The 19,195-nt window shown below is 64.9% G+C and carries 17 protein-coding genes; 9 read left to right on the top strand and 8 right to left on the bottom strand.

What is annotated here, in order from left to right; translation table 11 throughout:
- Positions 1 to 148: 148 nt before the first annotated feature.
- A complete protein-coding gene (locus tag CCR98_RS11130) occupies positions 149 to 1,006 on the top strand; it encodes a hypothetical protein (protein WP_232463003.1) in 858 nt (285 codons plus the stop codon).
- A gap of 18 nt (positions 1,007 to 1,024) precedes the next feature.
- On the opposite strand, the gene CCR98_RS11125 is transcribed toward CCR98_RS11130, so the two are convergent.
- Together CCR98_RS11125 and CCR98_RS11120 are read right to left on the bottom strand one after the other, a co-directional pair.
- Positions 1,025 to 1,765 carry a DNA/RNA non-specific endonuclease gene (locus tag CCR98_RS11125; RefSeq protein WP_087922646.1) on the bottom strand — a complete coding sequence of 247 codons (741 nt, stop codon included), beginning with the start codon at positions 1,763 to 1,765 and terminating at the stop codon, positions 1,025 to 1,027.
- A 311-nt stretch (positions 1,766 to 2,076) separates the two neighbouring features.
- Positions 2,077 to 3,258, bottom strand: coding sequence for a hypothetical protein (locus tag CCR98_RS11120; protein ID WP_232463002.1), 1,182 nt, complete (start codon positions 3,256 to 3,258; stop codon positions 2,077 to 2,079).
- Between CCR98_RS11120 and CCR98_RS11115 the strand changes: the two genes are divergently transcribed.
- The 3 genes from CCR98_RS11115 to CCR98_RS11105 all read left to right on the top strand — a co-directional run bounded on the left by CCR98_RS11115 (position 3,251) and on the right by CCR98_RS11105 (position 8,091).
- Positions 3,251 to 4,825 (top strand): alpha/beta fold hydrolase, encoded by a 1,575-nt coding sequence (locus CCR98_RS11115; RefSeq protein WP_087922644.1) that lies wholly within the window; start codon positions 3,251 to 3,253, stop codon positions 4,823 to 4,825. The genes CCR98_RS11120 and CCR98_RS11115 overlap by 8 nt on opposite strands.
- Before the next feature lie 292 nt (positions 4,826 to 5,117).
- Complete coding sequence (locus tag CCR98_RS11110) at positions 5,118 to 7,232, top strand: AAA family ATPase (protein WP_087922643.1); 2,115 nt, start codon at positions 5,118 to 5,120, stop codon at positions 7,230 to 7,232.
- Positions 7,225 to 8,091 (top strand): hypothetical protein, encoded by an 867-nt coding sequence (locus CCR98_RS11105; RefSeq protein ID WP_087922642.1) that lies wholly within the window; start codon positions 7,225 to 7,227, stop codon positions 8,089 to 8,091. The genes CCR98_RS11110 and CCR98_RS11105 overlap by 8 nt, the downstream gene beginning before the upstream one ends.
- Before the next feature lie 92 nt (positions 8,092 to 8,183).
- On the opposite strand, the gene CCR98_RS11100 is transcribed toward CCR98_RS11105, so the two are convergent.
- Positions 8,184 to 10,031 (bottom strand): hypothetical protein, encoded by a 1,848-nt coding sequence (locus CCR98_RS11100; protein ID WP_087922641.1) that lies wholly within the window; start codon positions 10,029 to 10,031, stop codon positions 8,184 to 8,186.
- A gap of 50 nt (positions 10,032 to 10,081) precedes the next feature.
- Positions 10,082 to 11,083: an NUDIX hydrolase gene (locus CCR98_RS11095; protein WP_157721535.1), complete on the bottom strand. Its 1,002-nt coding sequence runs from the start codon at positions 11,081 to 11,083 to the stop codon at positions 10,082 to 10,084.
- 319 nt (positions 11,084 to 11,402) lie between these two features.
- Between CCR98_RS11095 and CCR98_RS11090 the strand changes: the two genes are divergently transcribed.
- The 3 genes from CCR98_RS11090 to CCR98_RS11080 all read left to right on the top strand — a co-directional run bounded on the left by CCR98_RS11090 (position 11,403) and on the right by CCR98_RS11080 (position 13,329).
- Positions 11,403 to 11,645, top strand: coding sequence for a hypothetical protein (locus CCR98_RS11090; RefSeq protein ID WP_157721534.1), 243 nt, complete (start codon positions 11,403 to 11,405; stop codon positions 11,643 to 11,645).
- 173 nt (positions 11,646 to 11,818) lie between these two features.
- Positions 11,819 to 12,634, top strand: coding sequence for a trypsin-like serine protease (locus CCR98_RS11085; protein WP_087922638.1), 816 nt, complete (start codon positions 11,819 to 11,821; stop codon positions 12,632 to 12,634).
- Positions 12,635 to 12,759: 125 nt separating this feature from the next.
- Entirely contained in the window at positions 12,760 to 13,329 is a 570-nt protein-coding gene (locus CCR98_RS11080; protein ID WP_232463001.1) for a hypothetical protein, read from the top strand.
- Here CCR98_RS11080 and CCR98_RS11075 read toward each other — a convergent pair.
- The 3 genes from CCR98_RS11075 to msuE are packed head-to-tail and all read right to left on the bottom strand — an operon-like array spanning position 13,286 to position 15,977.
- The gene (locus CCR98_RS11075; protein WP_087922636.1) at positions 13,286 to 14,320 is read right to left on the bottom strand and encodes a methionine synthase; all 1,035 of its coding nucleotides are present in this window, start codon (positions 14,318 to 14,320) and stop codon (positions 13,286 to 13,288) included. The genes CCR98_RS11080 and CCR98_RS11075 overlap by 44 nt on opposite strands.
- Before the next feature lie 39 nt (positions 14,321 to 14,359).
- Positions 14,360 to 15,337, bottom strand: coding sequence for a DUF1852 domain-containing protein (locus CCR98_RS11070; RefSeq protein WP_087922635.1), 978 nt, complete (start codon positions 15,335 to 15,337; stop codon positions 14,360 to 14,362).
- Between the two features lie 58 nt (positions 15,338 to 15,395).
- Positions 15,396 to 15,977: an FMN reductase gene (gene msuE / locus CCR98_RS11065; protein WP_087922634.1), complete on the bottom strand. Its 582-nt coding sequence runs from the start codon at positions 15,975 to 15,977 to the stop codon at positions 15,396 to 15,398.
- 175 nt (positions 15,978 to 16,152) lie between these two features.
- Between msuE and CCR98_RS11060 the strand changes: the two genes are divergently transcribed.
- The gene (locus CCR98_RS11060) at positions 16,153 to 17,067 is read left to right on the top strand and encodes a LysR family transcriptional regulator (RefSeq protein WP_087922633.1); all 915 of its coding nucleotides are present in this window, start codon (positions 16,153 to 16,155) and stop codon (positions 17,065 to 17,067) included.
- The gene (locus CCR98_RS11055; protein WP_087922632.1) at positions 17,067 to 17,936 is read left to right on the top strand and encodes a methylenetetrahydrofolate reductase; all 870 of its coding nucleotides are present in this window, start codon (positions 17,067 to 17,069) and stop codon (positions 17,934 to 17,936) included. The genes CCR98_RS11060 and CCR98_RS11055 overlap by 1 nt, the downstream gene beginning before the upstream one ends.
- Here CCR98_RS11055 and CCR98_RS11050 read toward each other — a convergent pair.
- On the bottom strand, positions 17,918 to 19,024 hold the full coding sequence (locus tag CCR98_RS11050) for a serine hydrolase domain-containing protein (RefSeq protein ID WP_087922631.1): 1,107 nt from the start codon (positions 19,022 to 19,024) through the stop codon (positions 17,918 to 17,920). The two genes, CCR98_RS11055 and CCR98_RS11050, sit on opposite strands and share 19 nt — an antisense overlap.
- Between the last annotated feature and the right edge of the window lie 171 nt (positions 19,025 to 19,195).

Raw genomic sequence — 19,195 nt, 5'->3', positions numbered from 1 at the left:
GTGCCCGCCATTTTCCCATAGCGGGACGGGCAGGGCACGCTGGCCACAGGAACGCTAGACTGCCGGGCCACCCCGCCCAGCGCCTGCACGGGAATACGCCTTGAACCGATTGCGATCATTCTTCAGTGCGTACCCCATCCAGTTCGCGATGGCCGCCAAGCTCTACGTGCTCTGCCTGTATCTGCCCGTTGCCCTCGGCCGGGTCGAATTCGGGCACCGCCTGGGGCCGCCCGAGGCCTCAGGAGAAATCGGCTACGCGCTGGCGGAGCTCGCCTTCAGGCTGAGTCTCTTCGCCGGAGCGGCGGTACTGGTGCCGATGCTGCTGTTCGGGCGTCGGGGTGCGCTGCAGATCCGGCACCCGCTGATCGCTTCGATCGCCTTTTTCGGGTTGCTGATCATGCTGGATCGCGCGATGCGCATTCCACTGGCGCAGGCGCCGTTTGCCGTCCACAGCACCGCCGCCATCAGCCTGGGCCTGCTTGCGCATGCACTGCTCCTCACGCTGCTGGCATTGGTGCCAGCGCTGCTGATGCAGCGACGCGCACGTGCCGAGGGCAGGCACCATCACCTCATCAGTGCCAGCATGGCCGGCGCCCTGACGCTGATGGCTGGCAGCTCCGTGGTCCCCATTCTGGTGTTGCAGCTGCCTGTGGGATTCTCGCCAGGTGAGTTCACCATGCCCGCTGCCGGCGGCGCCGCGCAGCTGCAGATTGCGAGCCTGATCCTGCTGGTGGCCTGCGCGCTGGCCACGTTTGCCGGCCTATGGGCCAGCGCGCCGTCGCCGGAACCCGCATCGACGGCGCGCACGGTGGTGATGTCGCTGATCCTGCTTGCCACGACGCTGCTGATCATCCTGGCCAGCATGGCGTACGTTCTACGAACGCTGTCCGCTGGGGCGCCGACGATGGGGCGCGGGCTTGTCGTTGCCACCGGCGTCGGCGCCGCATTGCAGTTCCTGTCTGCCAGAGCGCTGGCGTCACGATGGCTGCGCGCACAGGCATCGTGATGTTCCTCCGCCCGCCGATCAGCCCAGGTCACACCCGGCCGGCTGCGGCCAGGTGGTGGTCGGCAGCATGTTCTTCAGCGAGGCCGGTGCGTTGATCGCCACATAGCTGGCGCCCAGCAGTTCCTCCAGATCGGCAATCGTCACCAGGTAGTTGTCCAGGCTGCCCAGGTTGGCCTCGTTGGGGATGATCCAGCTGATCGCCTTGGCGGTTCCCGTATCCGGGTCGCGGGTGATGATCGTCTTCCAGAAGAACTCCGGCGTCGGGATGCCGTGGCTGGCCAGGAAGTAATCGTTGGCGGCATCGCCGTAGACCACGCCGCCGTAGACGTCCACCGGCGCGATGTCGCGGTAGCACTCGGCCACGTTCTCGGCCTTCACCCAGATGCCCTGGTTGAAGCTGGACACCTGCGGCACGATGTTGGTCATGTAGTTGGCGCGGCGGATGTAGGTGGTGTTGTAGTCCATGTGGTTGGACGTGACCAGATGGCCACGGTCATAACCGGACCTGATGCTGGCGTAGGACGCGGTGCTGGCCTGGCCCAGGCAACCGGCCGGCAGCTCCGGGTCCTTGTAGATGCTGGACGGCCGTGCGGCGGAGCCGGTATCGGCGGTGAGCGTGTACTCGTAACGGGTGGCGCTGTGGATGCCGCAGTCGTAGGTGAGCACGAAGCCGCCCTTGTTGAGGGTGACCACCTGGGCCTGGGCCGTGCCGGCAAACGCGCTGAGGACGAAGGCAAAGACGAAGCTTGCAAGGCGCATTTCGATTCTCCAGCAGAGGGTTCGGGGCGCAGCCGCCCGTCACGACCTGGCCGGGGCGAGGACATGCGGGGATGCTGCGGAGACGGGTGCTGCGGGTTGCGGTGGGACCTGGCCGCGCTGTTGGGCCATCAGCCACGCGGTGGCGTAAGCGTCACAAGCTGTCGCCTTGTGGTCAATGACGAAAGGACGAAGCTGTGACCATGCGCAAGCACTGGTGATATGTCAGATCACACGGCGCGTGGATGACACGCGCGCGTGCTAGGCACCTGGCAGACGTGCCACCTGCGTGCCTGAACCTGCGGTGGCGGGCACTACAAGGAAGCTTCCTGCTCTTCGTCCGGCGCCAGGCATGCGGCCTTGCTTTGCTCGCTCGAATCCGCAATGACCGCTTCGCTGAAACCGCTGCGGCTCAACCACAGGCGATTCCAACGGTCCAGGGCATCGCCGTCTCGCGCCCAGCAGGCGAAGCGCGTAATGGTCTCCAGATTGTCGATGGTCGGGTAACGCTGCGCGATTTCGTCCAGGCCCTGGCGCATCAGTGGCCAATCGGGCGTCGCCGCGCGGAAGTGATCGGCCGAGTACCCGGTGGCCGACCAATACAGCCGCGCGTAACGCATGGCCCGCTTTTTCTTGGGAGCACTGGCCATCGAGTGCCGCGCGAAGGCTTCCATCTTCTGTGCGCTGCCACCCCAGGCCGGCGTGAAGTGCTGCATGGCAATGAAGTGCAGTGGCTCGTAGTCGGGGAAGGCCTTGGCGGCACGGTCGACAAGCTTCAGTAGTTCTTCGTCATCTGCGCTTTCGCGCAGCGCGATCAGTACGCTCATCTCGTGCCAGAACGGGTCGCCGCCGGCAATGCCCTCATGCGATTGCAGGTAGGCCTGCGAAACGGCGTTGTACTCATGGAACTGGGCGCCATCTTCGGCGTTGACGGTGTTTGCATAACCATTGCCGCGGTAGCTCCAGGCCAGATTGAGCGGAATCCGTGCGGTCATCAGATGGGCCGCCGGCGACTTCGGCGCGTGCTGAACCCAGCGCGCCGCCCAGGCCGACCAGTGGTTCCAGGCGTCCACCTCCTGCCGCGCCGTGCCGATCGCACGCGACATGCAGATGTAGAAACGGCCCAGCCGGGATTCGCCTGCGGCGTTGAGCTCGCCCGTGCGGAAGCGCGCGGCCATCGCGTCCAGGGCCGCAAAGTCGTCGTTGGACATCAACTGCGCGATTTCGCTGCAGTCATCCGTGACGTCGGCGTCCTGGGCCGCCATGACGGAAGGGGTGAACAGACTGGCCACGCTCAAGAGCGTGCCGACGAAGAGCGTCCTGCGCATCGGGGGGCATCCTTGCTTTGATGGGAGTCTGCGGCAGTCCCGCAGCGCCGCGAAGCATAGCAAGGTGCGATTTGCGCCATGCTGCGTCGCAAGGTGCCAGTCACCATTCGCACTGGTACGGTCCGACCCGTTGCACCACCACCGACGGGGAGAGACAACGATGCGCAAGGTTCTGCTGCTGTTGATCCTGCTGACCGGGCTGGCGCCCACCGCCTGGGCAGCCACGGTCAAGACCACCCATCGCACCATCCCAAGCTGGGATGGCACGCCCCTCGGGGCCTTCGTCATCGAACCGCAGGATGCCGGCAGTGGCCGCTACCCGCTGCTGGTGATGCCCAGCAGCTGGGCGGTGCCCAGCGTGGAATACGTGGGGGTGGCACAGTCGCTGGCGCAGCGCGGCTATGTGGTGATCAGCTACAGCTCGCGCGGCTTCTGGGAGTCGGGCGGCAGTATCGACATCGCCGGGCCCGCCACGGTCGAGGATGTCAGTGCCCTGATCGACTGGGCGCTGGACAACACCCGCGCCGACCCGGCAAGGATCGGTGTTTCGGGCATCTCCTACGGTGCCGGTACCAGCCTGCTGGCGGCGGCGCGCGACCCACGCATCAAGGCCGTTGCCGCATTGAGTGGCTGGGCCGACCTGCAGGCGTCGCTGTACAGCCACGACACGCCCAGTGCCCAGGGCATCGCCCTGCTGGTGGCTGCGGGCCTGGCCACCGGCCGTCCGGGCGTAGAGCTGGCCACCATCAACCGCAATGTGCTGGCCGGCAATTACCAGGGGGCGGTGGACTCGCTGCTGCCGGTGGCGGCACAGCGCAGCCCGGCCCGCAGCGTTGACGAGATCAATGCCAACCAGCCCGCGGTATTCCTCGCCAATGCCTTCAATGACAGCCTGTTCCCGCCGGGCCAGCTGGTCGACTTCTTCAACCGTCTGAAGGGACCCAAGCAGTTGCAGCTGCGCCATGGCGACCATGCCCTCAACGAGGCTTTCGGTGCGCTCGGCATTCCCAATGAGGTCTATGCCGCCGTGGGCGACTGGTTCGACCACTACCTGAAGGGCGTGGCCAATGGCATCGACCGCCAGGCGTCGGTGCAGCTGAAGTCGCAGAAGGGCAGCTGGAGCCGCTATGCGGACTGGCAGGCCACCCATGCGGGTGCTGTCAGCTACGGATTGACCGCACCGACCGGGCTGCTGCTGCCCACTGGCGGGCTGGCGCAGAACGGTGGCGGCACCGGCTGGAACTACCGGATCGGCAGTGGCCTGCTGACTGCCGCCAATTCCGGCGTGGCGATGGCGTCCGGCGCGCTGCAGATGTTCAACCTGCCGCCCGGCGCCTATGTGCCCTTCGTTGGCCGCAGCGCTGCAGGCGTCTGGCAGGGCCCGGTCTACTGGAGTGCACGGCGCCTGGATGGCGCACCTGAAGTGCGGGTGACGGTGACGCCCAGCCGCGCCAACACCACGTTGTATGCGTACTTGTATGCCGAGGATGTGCTGGGCAACGGCCAGCTGATCAGCCACAAGCCGTACACGCTGCGCGGTGCCACGCCCGGCCAGGCGAAGACCATCGATCTGCGGCTCGAGGCCAGCAGCTGGAATCTTCCGGCCGGCAGCCGCCTGACCCTGGTGGTCGATACTGTGGACCTGCGCTATGCGGGCATCAGCCAGCTGGGCGGTGCGGTGACCTTCAGCTCACCGGCCAACGCGCCTTCGGTGCTGAAGGTGCCGCTGCATTGATGTGACGCCGCGCCCGTTGCGGCGGGCGCGGCTGCGAGGACGGCTGGCCCGGCACGGTTCAAGAATGCGCTGCTCTGGCCGATACCTGCTCAGCAGGGCGCTGCGCGCCCAGCGAGACCGGCGTAGGCCAGCAAAGACAAGGACGTGTTTCTGTGACGATTGCAGTGGATCAAGGTGCGAACTGCCACGCGCGGAGGGAAGCCTCGGGAGGGCGTGACAAGCAGCACGGCGCACTCCGAATGCGAGCGCCATCAATCTGGCGTTCCCACCCTTGCCGGAAGCTGCCCATCCAATGATCTACGTTGACCGCAGTCGATATCCCGCCCCGGCGGAGCTGCTTGATTTCCAGCAGAAGAGCCTGGCCACGCTCCGCGAGTTCTTTGCGACGGGCATTGATGATCGTCGGCTGCGCTGGCCGTCATTCAACTTCCCGCCGCGTGTGGGCAGCGCGGTGAGGGACACGCTGTATGGCGTGTTCAATGGCAGCTGCGCCTATTGCGGAGCACCGGCAAACACGATTGACCACTTCCGCCCCAGGCGGAATGCGGTGCGCGCCGGCCACAAGGTGGACACCGACTGCTACTGGTGGCTGTCGGCGGAGTGGAACAACCTGTACCTGTGTTGCGCTGCCTGCAACGTTGCAAAAGCCAATTTCTTCCCCATCGACGGCCCTGTTGCAGAGCCGGAGACCTTCGGCGATGCGCTGCTGGATGAGCGCCCGGTCCTGCTCGACCCCTGTCATGACCGGCCCGAGGAGCACCTGAAATTTCTCGCGGACGGTACGGTGGCTGGTTTGACCGCGCGAGGAACTGCCACCATTGAGATACTGCAGCTCAACGCGCGCGATCGACTGGCGTCGCGTCGCAAGATCGGTTTCCTGATCAGGGAAGAACTCCGCGTGCTGCAGGCGCAGGGGCGTGACTCCATGGATCCGCTTCGATACCTGGCAGCGCGCCTGGATGCGGAAACGGCCGTGCGCAATCGCCCTGAAGTTGCGGCTGCCATCCAGGCACTGGTGGAAGAAATTTCCGGCCAGCAGGCCAGTCCGCCACCACCACCACCACCACCGGCCGCCCATGCCGATGCTGATGCCGATCCAATTCCCGGCCTGGCAGAGATGGCATGGCTCGACAGGATCGAGATCAGCAACTTCCGTAGCATCAGCACGCTTGATCTGGCATTCCAGAGCATTGTTGAAGGCGGTGAAGGCTTTGAAGACACAGCAGGCAACGGGCAGCCCTGGATAATGCTGCTGGGTGAGAACGGGGTGGGCAAGACCAGCGTGTTGCAGGCCGTGGCGTTGGCGTGCATGCCGGATGATCAACTCAATGAACTGGGGCCGGCGCATCGGTGGCTGAACCGGAATGCCGACGTGCATGACGGCTTCATCCGCCTTTCGTTTTCCGATGGGACGCAACGCCTGCTGACTTTCAGCAGGGACAGTATCCAGTTCTCATCGGAAGGCGTGGCGTCCCCCGTCCGGTTGCTCGGTTATGGGTCCACGCGACTTCTGCCCGAGCGGAATTCCACCCCACCTGCGGCGCCAGCACGTTGTAGTGTCCGCAACCTGTTTGATCAGCGACACCCGCTGGCCAATGCAGAGGCTTACTTTTGCACGGAGGCCAGTACACGCAGCGACAACTTTGAGTTGATCGCCAGCAGTGTTGAGAAGCTGCTCCCGGACCAGGGCGATGCAAAATTGACCCGCAGCGACGATGGCATGTGGCGCAATCAACTTCCGCTGGACGCGCTGAGTGGTGGCTACAAGTCGATGATTGCCCTCGCGATGGACATCATGTTCCATCTTTCCGGCAGCTCGTTCGACATGGAATCTGCGCGGGGCATGATCCTGCTTGACGAGATCGAGCTGCACCTGCATCCACGCTGGAAGATCCGTGTCGTCAGTCAGCTTCGAGCGCTCTTCCCCAACGTGCGCTTCATCGTCAGCACCCATGATCCGCTATGCGTGCAGGGGCTTGGAAAGGGCGAGTTGATCGTGCTTGCCACCAATCCCTACAGTGGAACGTTCATTCATGAAGAAATCGACGTTCCGCCGGGAGCTGGGACGGACAAGGTACTAATGGGTCCTTGGTTTGGAATGACATCCACACTGGACCCGGACACACTCCGGCAGATGGACAGGCACAGCGAACTGCTGAAAGCCGCCAGCCTGGATGTGATGGAGCAGAAGGAGCTTGACAGTCTGATGCGGACACTGTGCGCGCGAATGAACACGTTCCACGCCCATTCAGTGCCGCACTTCGCTATCGAGGGGGGGGGATTCGGTGCCGGGCTATGGAAAGACGTGCCCCAGCCCCTGAATGACGGGTCGGAAAAGATCATCCACCATCGATTGCTGGGCTTCCTTGACAAGTCTACGGGCAGCAAGGAGGGAGGGCATGCGTAAGCTCGAGCGCCCCAAAGTAGGTCAGGACTTCAGCGCGCATGTGAAGGCAGCCAAGTCTGCGGTGGAAACTGCGGTGAAGGCGGGTAAGTCGCCGGAATTTGCCGCTGTCTGGGGGAATTTCAAGGAGGACTTCGCCAAGGCTCAGCTTGGAAAATGTGGATTCTGCAAAGGTCAGGTGCTGGGATTGCAGTTTGGTGACGTGGAACATTTCAGGCCGAAGGCCGAAATCAGCGAGCTGGATGACAGCGGGCTCGAAAGCTGCGGCCGCGAGTTGCCTTGGACTTACAGGATCGCTGGCCGGGTGTTGAAATCCGGCCAGCGAGCGACTGGCTACTGGTGGCTTGCCTATGAATGGCACAACTACCTGCTGAGCTGCGAGATCTGCAACCGGCAATGGAAAGGCAACTTGTTCCCCATTGCTGGAGACAGGGCTTCGGGCCCGGATGCGCTTGAAAGGGAACAGCCCCTTCTGCTTTCACCATTCGATGACTTCGATCCGGCGGAACACTTCGAGTTCGGCCGGCTGGGCGAAGTTCGCGGATGCACGGATCGTGGCAGGGCGACGGTTCAAACGTGTGGTCTGGACCGTACGTCTCTGCGCGTCGCTCGATATCCCACCGCCCGCGCCGTTCATGAGCACATGGATGCGCTGGCAACGGACATTTCCGAACCGGAGGTTCTGTGGGTGCTGCGTGGAATCCAGGACGCAGGAATTGAGCAACGTCCGTACTGCGGTATGGTCCGGGCAATCTTCTGCAAGCGCTCGGGGCTGGAGTGGGAGAAACTGGAATCGCTGATCGCGGCGCTGAGCGCACGCGTTCCGGCTCGGAAGATGTTGAGTCTGCCAATGGGCCAATAGCTGGAGAAGTGGCCATTTGATTGACGATCGTCAGGGGGGGGCAGGATGCCTGAAGGGTGTCGAGTACAGGGTTGCTCATTGGACAATCCGTCTCATTCCCCCTGCGGCAACAACACCCGGATCATCTCGTGCTGCCTGGACAGATTCGCCCGTTGCACGAAACCCTGGATGATCGAGGCTGCCACCTTGCGCTGGTTGTCCATGTCCAGCAACGGTGCGATGGCCTGCCCGGAGCCCTCGGGGCTGTCACGGAACGGGCAACCGACCGGGCCTGAAGTGGTGAATGTCAGGATCGCCTTGGCCACGCGCGCCGCCGGCGAGTGCGGCGCATCGAAAATCACCAGCGTTCGTTCGTAGCTGATACCTGTCGCACGTACGGTCGAGTGCAGGGAATCCTCAATGGTCATATCCGCGCGGAGGTCCTGGGCAAGCGCAATGAGGAAGTTGGCCGCCGTCGCCTTGCGCAACGTCGCAGGGTCGGTGCGGATGATCATTGCGCAGTCGACGCCGGAGATCGGCACCTGGGTGACATCCAGGTACGGGTTCTGTGCCAGCGTCCCGATCAACGCCAGATCGTCGCTGTAGCCACAGGATGCGGTAGATGTACCCAGGCGTTGCAGCAGCGTGGCGACCCGCTGCGCACCCCACTTCCGCCCGTGCACCAGGCGCTTCGTGTGGGTGGCCGAGAGGGCGCCGTGATCGAATCCCGAGGATGAAGCCTGCATGCGCGCCTTGACCTCGCGCATGCAGGCATCGACCTGCTGCATGCAGTCCGTGTCATTGCTGAACACCGGCGCGGCCGAGATGCCATCGATCACCCGGCCGAACGTCGCCAGGTCGCCCTGCTGGTCGCGGTACCAGTCATGGATGCGCTGCACGTTGCGGCGGCGCTTGTCCAGCTTGTCCGCACCCGGCCAGCCGGGATAGGCGGCGATCTCGCACAGCATGGTCAGGCCTTCCCACAGGTGGTATTCCATGCTGGGCAGCGGCAGCCGCCAGCGCTCTTCCGAACCGGCATCCTCGGCAATCACCAGATGGTTGCGGATGATGTCCGACCATACCGTCACGGCCTCCACGGTATCGCGGCGCGGCGTGGTCACATCGATCAGTTCCATCAGGATCGGCCGCGGTGTCACCGGGTCGTCGCCAGCAGGCGCCTTCGGATCCTTCACCCATCGCGCGTGCCAGGTGTAGCCCATCCGATACAGCACGAAGGGTTTGATGCCGTCGTTGAGGATGATGCCTGGCGGCGGCGGAGGGGTAGGCGGCGGCTGCACGGGCTGCGGCACCGACGGCTGCGGCAGCACGGATGGGCTTGTCACCGGCGCGGACGTGCCAATGCCCTTCAGTGGCTCACTGGTGAACAGATGCAGGCCCGCACGGTCACGCTCGTACACCTTCCGGAACTTCTGCGGATTGTCACATGTCACCAGGCACTGCTGGCCGGGCGGCACATGGATGTCCACCGATGCGAGGTCCACCACCTGGCCGGCCAGCGGATTCTGGTTGGGTGGGAAGACGCTGATCTCCAGCGCGATGTTCAGGCCGGCACCCTGCATCACGTCGATCACGATGTCTTCAACACCGCCGTGCAGGGCATCCTGTGCCGGGATCGGGATCCAGGGGTTGATCACCACCTGTGTATCCCAGTCGGACCTGCCGAAATCGAACAGCGTCGGCGGCGGCTCGGCCGGGCGTTCAAGCAGTGCATCCAGCGCGTTGCCTCCCTTGACGTAGAAGAACATCAACGGCTCACCGGGCTTCAGGCTGTAGTCCCGCCGCACCTTGCTGGACAGGCTGCGCAGCTGGTCCTTGATGTCCGACAGTGCCTTCACCACGACCGTGCGGACGTCGGGATACACCTGCGCGTTGTTGATCTGCGCGGTGAGCTGCTTGCTGATGTAGCGCCGGGCGTCGCGTTCGGGCGTGCTCTCTTTCATGGTGGGCCTCGCGGGGGGGGCAGGGGATCACACGGGTGCGCACTGGACGCTCAGGCGGGTGACAGCAGTGCGGCGATCTCCCGGTACCAGCTGATCTCCTGGCTACCTGGCCGGGCGCTGGCCAGGGCCTCGTCAACCTCCAGTGTTCCTGCACCTGGAACCTCCACCCTTACCCCCAGGACATTACGCAGATTGGCCACCGGCACCCGTCCGACGCTCGCCACCTCCCAGTCGGTCACCAGGCAGGACTGGGGGCGCGCAGGGCTGCTGGCACTGGCCTGGACATTGTTCTCGGCCTCCTGCGCCATCCGCAAAAGCTCCTCGGCCGTTGTGCGGAAGCGAACCAGGGAGAAGCTGCCTCCCCCATCCGGAAACAGCCGAGCACGCAGATCGCATGCGGCGCGTCCCTGCCCAAGCCAGATGCCAAGCTCCTCCTCGAACTCGCGGCGTGCGGCGCGCTCCTTGCGTTCGTTGTTCAGCCGGCCACCGCCGGGCAGGGCCCATTGGCCCGCCTGGTTCACCAGCGCGGGGGGCAGGCCATCCGACCACGCACCGACTTCCGCCACCAGGCGTTGTGCGAGCATCAACGCAGCGGCCCAGTTCGGAGTGCCCCGGGTGGACGGCGGCAATGCGATGGCGAGCTCCCGCAAGGTTGCACGCGCAGCACTGAACGGGGGAGGGGTTCTTGCGTCCTCGCGGAACAGGCTCTGCAGAGCGGCCAGCGTCTCCATGGCGACGTCATCGGTTTGCGGATGCGTGCGTTCGGCGCTTTCAAGCGCTCGGTCCAGTGCGTCCATGGTGTGGGGCAGCGTGCGTTCGCCGCGGTAGGCGACTGACCCCGCGGCGCGCCAGGCGCCGGAAAGCAGCTTCCTCAGCTGATCCCAATCCTGCTCTGTACCACCGCCGGACGCGTTGCGGACGGCCAGCACAGCGGCCATCGCTTCGGCAGAAAGTACGACAACGGAATTGCTGCCCCACCAGCTGTTGAGCACACGTTTACGAACGACCAGATAGTGAGCTCCATCCCAGACTGCAACGTAGACCTGGCTCATGGTGCAGCCCTCCGTTCAACCTGCGTGGAGGGGGCTGGGCGCATTGCCGCTGTGCCAGCGGTCGTCCGGGAAAGGCATGCCATGTCTCGCTCCTGTGGGCTCGAAAGAGTGGGGGCTGGGCGGCGTTGCCATCGGGTTGCAGGCAGTGCGGCGCCGTGGGTCCACTGTAGGAGCGGGGGGGCGAGGGGGGATCGGTGCTAGCGACGATGTATGCGGTGAAACCGACGGAACAGGAGCGCGGAGGCATTGATTTCCCCGCATTGGCGCGAAGTCCTTGGCCGCCCAGGCGTCAACGACTGCCGGCGCTTGCCTCCGGGTCGTGCAGTCCCCGCAGCTTCTTCTTGACCTGGATCCCTGGGGGCTCAAGAAGTGTTGCTGGTGGTCGCTAATTCGCAACGGACGCCAGGGCACGGCCGATCTGAAGCTGTTCCATGATCGCGTCGAACATGTGCTGGGGCTGCGTCCGGACTGGGTGTCATGCGGCGAAGTGAAGGGGCCAGGCAAGGTTCTCGAGCTCTTCGATCGCAACGGCATCAGCGACGTCGGACCGATCCGATCCTGACCGCTCCCGGGCCGCTCCTGGGTTGATACGCAGGGCGGCTCGTGCAGTAACGTGGGTTTCATGTCCCGATTCTGCCTCTTCATCGACCCGTGTCAGGGTCTGGTCGTACGACATCCCCATGCTGGATGTGTTCGGCTAGGCTGGTCTGATCGAAGACAAGGATGAAAGCAATCATGAGCCGCTGGATTCTGCTGGCATTGGCCATGCTCCCCTTCGCCGCCGGTGCCGTGGTCATCCGCGATGATGTTGACGATGCCAGGTACCAGGTCGACGCATCGGTGTTCCCGGCACTGGCAGACATGCCAGGCGAGGGGCACGGCGTCCTGATCGCACCGCGCTGGGTGCTGACCGCCGCGCATGCCGCACCGATGGAGGGGATGGACGCCACCATCACCATCGATGGGAAGGGCTACGGCGTCGAGCGCGTCTTCGTGCATCCCGGTTTCAGAAGAATGCCGGAGGCCCTGGGGCAGGAGGCGCTGGCCACGGGAAACCCCTCCAGGATCCACGCGTTCCTGGCGGCATCGGATGACATCGCACTCATCAGGCTTGCGGCTCCTGCAAAGGATGTGCAGCCCGTAGCGCTCTATCGCGGTGCTGCCGAAGTCGCGCAGATCGCGGCCCTGATAGGGAAGGGGGCCACCGGCAACGGCGCCGTGGGGTTGGTGCCAGGCGGCCCGCATCGCACGACCCTGAGGCGGGCATACAACGCGCTTACCGGCGGTAACGACCGGTATCTCTGGTACCGGTTCGATCCGCCTCCGCAGGCCCTGCCGCTGGAGGGCGTTCTCGGCAACGGTGACAGTGGTGGACCGTTGGTCATCGAAGAGCACGGAACGCCACGGCTGGTGGGGCTCGGCTCATGGATCAGTGCCGTTCCCGAGCATGCCCTTGAGGCGGGCTTCTATGGCCAGGTTGTCTACAACGTCCGCGTGTCCCGCTACCTCGACTGGATCGAAAGCACCATCGGACGTGACGCGTCACATTGATACCTGCGGCGCGACTGTACGGAGCGGGCGCAGCAGACGGGAGCACGCCTAAACGATTCATGGTTCCGGACAGCCGCATGGCTCGGATCTCAGCCGTTGCGACGGGCGCTCGTATCCTTCCCGCCATGAGTTCCCCATTCGATCTTCCAGAGTTCATGAAAGTCACCCGGCCCTCCGGCTGGGTGCAGAGCGGCGAGCGCTGGGACCTGTGGTGGAACGGGCGCTCGGTGGCCAACATCGTGCCGCATGCCGTGCTTGGCTTCCGGGTGTACCTGGACGCACGCAAGATGTCCCAGACCAAGGTGGTGGCCGCCACGAATGTGCGGCAGGCCAAGCGCTACGCAGAACGCTGGTGTGCCGCGCGGCTGTGCCCACAGCTGCGGCTGCGCGAGGCAGTGGCGCGCCTGGTGGACGTAGCGCCGGAGGCGAGCGCTGCGCCGCCGCCCGCACTTTCGCCGCAGCAACGGCAGCAGGCCCGCCGCCTGGCCGAGGCCGGGGCAGGGGAGGTGGCACGGATCAAGCAGGCGCTGGCACCGCGACCGCCCGCGATGAACGCCAGGCCGGAGCTGCAGGGGCGAGGTGGAGCCTGGTCGATACCCGGCCAGGCGCCGTCAAGCCGCCATTCGAACGGCAGCGCCTCCCCTGCCGGGGTTACGCCGAGAGTTCCTCGCGCACGATCCTCGCCCCTTCGCTGAGCGCACGCAGCTTGCCCCGTGCCACGTCACGGGCCAGCGGCGCCATGCCACAGTTGGTGCTCGGGTAGAGCTTGTCGGCGTCCACGAACTGCAGTGCCTTGCGCAGGGTGCTGGCCACTTCATCGGCGGTCTCCACCGTACTGGAGGCCACGTCGATGGCGCCGACCATCACCTTCTTGCCGCGCACCAGCTCGATCAGGTCGATCGGTACGTGCGAGTTGTGGCATTCCAGCGAGATGATGTCGAGGTTGGAGGCCTGCAGCTTCGGGAACGACTCCTCGTACTGGCGCCATTCCGAGCCCAGCGTCTGCTTCCAGTCGGTGTTGGCCTTGATGCCGTAGCCGTAGCAGATGTGCACCGCCGTCTCGCACTTCAGCCCTTCGATCGCGCGCTCCAGGGCGGCCACGCCCCAATCATTCACTTCGTCGAAGAACACATTGAAGGCCGGCTCGTCGAACTGGATGATGTCCACGCCGGCGGCCTCCAGCTCCTTCGCTTCCTCGTTGAGGATCTTCGCGAACTCCCAGGCCAGTTTCTCGCGGCTCTTGTAGTGCGCGTCGTACAGCGTGTCGATCATCGTCATCGGGCCGGGCAGTGCCCACTTGATCGGCTGCGTGGTCTGGCGGCGCAGGAACTTCGCATCCTCGACGAACACCGGCCTGGGGCGGCTCACGGCGCCGGCCACGGTCGGCACGCTGGCATCGTAGCGGTTGCGGATGCGCACGGTTTCGCGCTTCTCGAAGTCGACGCCACTGAGGTGTTCGATGAAGGTGGTGACGAAGTGCTGGCGGGTCTGCTCGCCGTCACTGACGATGTCGATGCCGGCATGCTGCTGTTCCTGCAGGGACAGGCGCAGGGCGTCCTGCTTGCCCTCGATCAGGCCTTCGTCCTGCAGTTTCCAGGGTGACCAGAGCTTTTCGGGCTCTGCCAGCCAGGAGGGTTTGGGCAGGCTGCCTGCGGTGGAGGTGGGGAGCAGCGTCTTCGTCGGCATTGTGTGGTGTGTCCTGGGGGCGAATGGAAAATCGATGGATCAGCGGGCGGCCCACTGCTCAAGCACGGCGCGGTATGGCTTGATGAAGTGTTCTTCGGTGAACCGGCCCTGCTTTACCGCCAGCTGGCTGCGCTCTTCGCGGTCGTAGACGATGCGGGTGGAGGAGTAGTCCTGGTGCTTCAGGCTGGGCTGGTAGACCTTGCCGGCCACGGAATTGGCGTTGTAGATCTCCGGGCGGTAGATCTTCTGGAAGGCTTCCATCGTGCTGATGGTGCCGATCAGTTCCAGGTTCGAGTAATCGCCCAGCAGGTCGCCCTGGAAGTAGAACGCCAGCGGCGCGACACTGCCCGGCGGCATGAAATAGCGCACCTGCAGGCCCATCTTGTCGAAGTACTGGTCGGTGGGGGAGAACTCACCCTGGCGGTACTCCACGCCCAGGATGGGGTGATGATTCTCGGTGCGGTGGTAGGTCTTGCTGCTGGAAACGCTGATGCAGATCACCGGCCCCTTGCTGAAGTCGGCGCGGTAGGCGTCCGAGCGCAGGAAGTGCTGGAACAGCTTGCCGTGCAGGTCGCCAAAACCTTCCGGAATGCCGAAGCTGGCCTTGCCCTCGTTGCTGGCCGGCAGCACTACGCTGAAGTCGTAGTCGCGCACGTAGGATGAGAAGTTGTTGCCCACGATGCCTGCGGTGCGCGTTCCGGTCTGCGTGTCGACGATGGTTGGCTGCAGCACCTCGATCAACGGGAACGGATCGCTGCCGTCGGCGCCGTCGATGTGCATCTCCACCGAGATGATGTCCAGCTCGACCGCATAGCGGCCCGCGCTCGGGTTGTCCCAATGCGCCAGGTCGTTGAAGCGGTTGTTGATCATGCTGATCGTGTTGCGCAGGTTCTCCTGCCGCGATGCGCCACGGGCCAGGTTGGCGAAGTTGGTAGTGATGCGCGTGCCGTCAGCAGGCTGGTAGTCCTCGTTGAAGGGGATGCGCGTGATGCTGAAGGTGAAGTTCTCGGTCGTCATGGGCGGCGTTCCGGGTGGCGGGGGTGACATCCGAATGCAGGTCGCTGGCACTCGGCATTCAAAGGACTGCAGCAGCCTCGGCAGTGGCAGGCGCTGCGCGATGGGACAGGACAAGCAGGGGCATTGCCCGCTGCACCGCCAGCCGCGCACGCTGGATCAGTGCTTCGTTGTGCACGCGTCCCTCGGCGAAATCGCGATCGGTGGCGTAGACCCCCAGGGGCAGGGTGCGGGCCTGGAAGAAGCTGAAGAGCGGCCGCAGCTGATGGTCGATCACCAGCGCGTGGCGCTCGCTGCCGCCGGTAGCGGCCAGCAGGATCGGGGTATCGACCAGCGCATCCTGGTGGATGAAGTCGAAGAAGTGTTTGAACAGGCCGGTGTACGAGCCGCGGTAGACCGGCGTGGCCACCACCAGTACGTCGGCCTGTTCAACGGCCGCCAGCTGCCGCTCCACCGCCTCGGGCAACTGCGAGCGCCACAGTGCACCGGCCAGCTGCGGTGCCAGCTCACCGAGTTCGATCAGCTGCTGTTCGCTGTGGATGTCCTCGCCGATCAGGTCCAGCAGGTGCTCGGCCAGGGTCGCAGCCCTGGAGGGGCGCTGCAGTCCGCCGGAAACGGCGACGATACGGAGAGGGCGGGTCATCTGTTCGCTTTCAGCAGGGGAGGGGCTCCTTCGGGCGTTCTGCGGGGGCGCAGTCCTGCAGGCCGGCGAGGTGACCGGGCTGGCAGGCAACCGAAGGCATGACCCGATCCTAGTCATGCCCTTCCATGACGTAAAATGGTATTACTTCACCAATCCATGAATGAGATTCATCGTCATGCTGGAACGGATCCACCTCAGCATCGTGCAGCAGGTCGAGCAGCACGGCTCGCTCACCGCGGCCGCCGGCGTGCTCAACCTGACCCAGTCGGCGCTCAGCCACAGCATGAAGAAGCTGGAGCAGCAGCTCGGCACCGATGTCTGGCTGCGCGAAGGCCGCAGCCTGCGGCTTACCCAGGCCGGGCAGTACCTGCTGGCGGTCGCCAACCGGGTACTGCCGCAGCTGGACCTGGCCGAGGAGCGACTGGGCCAGTTCGCCCAGGGCGAGCGTGGCGCGCTGCGCATCGGCATGGAGTGCCACCCGTGCTACCAGTGGTTGCTGAAGATCGTCTCGCCCTACCTGGCGGCGTGGCCGGACGTGGATGTGGACGTCAAGCAGAAGTTCCAGTTCGGCGGCATCGGCGCATTGTTCGGCTACGAGATCGACCTGCTGGTCACCCCCGATCCGCTGCTGAAGCCGGGCCTGAAGTTCATCCCCGTGTTCGACTACGAGCAGGTGCTGGTGGTGGCCAGCAACCACGCCCTGGCCAAGGTGGACCACGTAAAGCCGCGCCAGCTCAGCCAGGAAGTGCTGATCAGCTATCCGGTGCCATTCGAGCGTCTGGACATCTACAACCAGTTCCTGCTGCCCGCCGGCATCACGCCGCGGCGCCACAAGGCCATTGAAACCACCGACATCATGATGCAGATGGTAGCCAGCGGCCGTGGCGTCGCCGCCATGCCGCGCTGGCTGGTGGAGGAGTACGCCGCGCGCATGGACGTGGTGCCCGTGCGCCTCGGCGCCAAGGGCATCCCCAAGCAGATCTACCTGGGCGCGCGCGAGGCCGATACCGGCATCGACTATCTGCAGGCCTTCATTGAACTGGCCCGCAACAGCTCGCCGCTGGCTGGCAATGTACGCGGGGCGCGTTGATGCCGGCCGGTATCTCATCGCAGGCGGAAGCCTTCATCAACGCCTTTTCACTGGAAGTCAGCGCGAAGGCCATGCCGGCACTACGTGCCGAGGCGGCCCGCATACCGTGCGGCACGGTCATCTCCATTCCCTGGCTGGCCAGCGAGGACGACGACGCACGCCTGGCCGCCGCATGCACGGTGCGCGAGCTCGGCTTCGAGCCGATGCAGCACCTCTCCGCCCGCCGCATCGGCTCGCACGCAGCGCTTGAACGCTTTCTGCAGCGCGCCACCAGCGAAGCCGGCGTCACCCGCTGCCTGCTGGTCGCGGGTGACCTGGCCACACCCGCCGGGCCGTTTGCCGACAGTGCTTCGATCATCCAGACCGGTCTTCTGGAGCACTTCGGGATCAAGGTCGTGGGTATCGGCGGGCACCCGGAAGGACATCCAGTGATGAGCAATGACGATCGCTGGCGGGTGCTCGAGCGTAAATGCCAGGCCATCGAAGCACGCGGCATGACTCCCATGATCGTCACCCAGTTCGCCTTCGATGCCGATATCGTGCTGGCTTGGCTGGATGCACTGCGCGCGCGTGGCATGGCGGTGCCAGTGCTGGTCGGCGTACCGGGGCCGGCAAGCATCACTCGGCTGCTGCGCTACGCCGCGATGTGCGGCGTGGGCGCCAGTGCATCGATGCTGGCCAGGTATGGCATCTCGTTCGGCCGGCTGCTCGGCACGGCGGGGCCGGAGGTGTTCGTCGATCGGCTGGTGAAGGGGCTGACGGACGCCCACGGCCCGGTCAGCCCGCACTTCTTCCCGTTCGGCGGTATTGCGCCGTCGCTGGAGTGGGTGGCGCAGTACCGGCGGAGTGTTTACAGCAACGGCGGCTGAAGATCCGGGCAGCGGCGCATCCCAAGATCGAGGCGCTCTGCAATGCGCTGGGGATTGATGTCTCCGGCGCGATTGATCAGGACGACGACCGTTCTTCGCTGCGCGGGAACGTGCCGGAAATATCCGGTAAAGCCTGCGGTTCCGCCCCCGTGACCGACTACATTGCCGTCATCGGCAACCTGCCAGCCGGCGCCCCAGCCCGCCTTGCTTCCGTTGGAAAGAACCGTGTCGCACCACATGTGCCTCAGCGCGCCATCGGGTAGCAGCCGACCCTGGTCCAATGCCACAGCAAGGCGTGCCATGTCATCGATGCTCGCCAACAGGCTGCCGGCCGCCCACGCCGAACCCGGAGCAGTGGGCGGTGGGTCGTGCCACTGGCCATCCTGGAATAGATGCCCCTGGGCAATCCGGCGCCGATCCTCTGAGCGGCGCGGCCCCGCATCGCGCATGCCCAGCGGCGACAGGATCTCTTCCTGGAGGACGTTCCAGTAATCCATGCGGGTCGCATGTTCGATGGCCAGGCCGAGCAGAATGTAGTTCGTATTGGAATAGGCATGCCGCGTACCGGGCGCAAACTCCAGCGGCATCTGCTCCACCCCTGCCAGCAGTTCACGAGGGCGCGGACTCGTCGGCATCAATCGCAGGAAGTTGGCTTCATTCAAATAATTGGGAATGCCGGAGGTATGGCTCAGCAGCCGCAGCAGCGAAATGCATGCCCACGCTGAAGGCAGTCCCTCCACATACAGGCCGATGGGCGCCGTGACGTCGAGCAACTGCCGCTGCTGGAGCCGGAACACCAGCAGCGCAGTGAACACCTTGGTGATCGATCCCAGCTCGAACACGGTATGGCGATCAATCGGTGAGGGCCGGGTGTCAGTGCGTCGGCCCGCCGCGGATAGCGCGGCGATGCGCCCATGATCTACCACGACTGCCGCCAGGCCAGGCTGTTGCTCGGCCTGCAGCAGCGCGGCCAGCGAACTGCAGCTGCCTGGAGTACGCCGGCTCGCCAGTGCAGACCGGGCAGGCAGGCTGCAGCCGGCAGCCAGTAGTGCTGCACACAGGTGGCGCCGGACAGGATCGTTGCGCATGGCGTATCAGCTCGCAGCGGCATGGTGGCAATGGTATCGCGGGTCGAGCAGGCCGAGCGGATGAGGCGGGTGTCCCGGGTGGGTCCGCCCTGCGGCTGTTGGCAGCGTGGCGCGCCGACACATCACCCGCGATGGCTGACAGCTGTCACTGGCTGCAACCCGGGCGGACGC

This window comes from Stenotrophomonas sp. WZN-1 (genome assembly GCF_002192255.1).
Taxonomy (GTDB): Bacteria; Pseudomonadota; Gammaproteobacteria; order Xanthomonadales; family Xanthomonadaceae; genus Stenotrophomonas.
The sequence above is the reverse complement of the archived record's forward strand: the minus strand, read 5'-3'. Positions and strand labels throughout refer to the sequence as shown.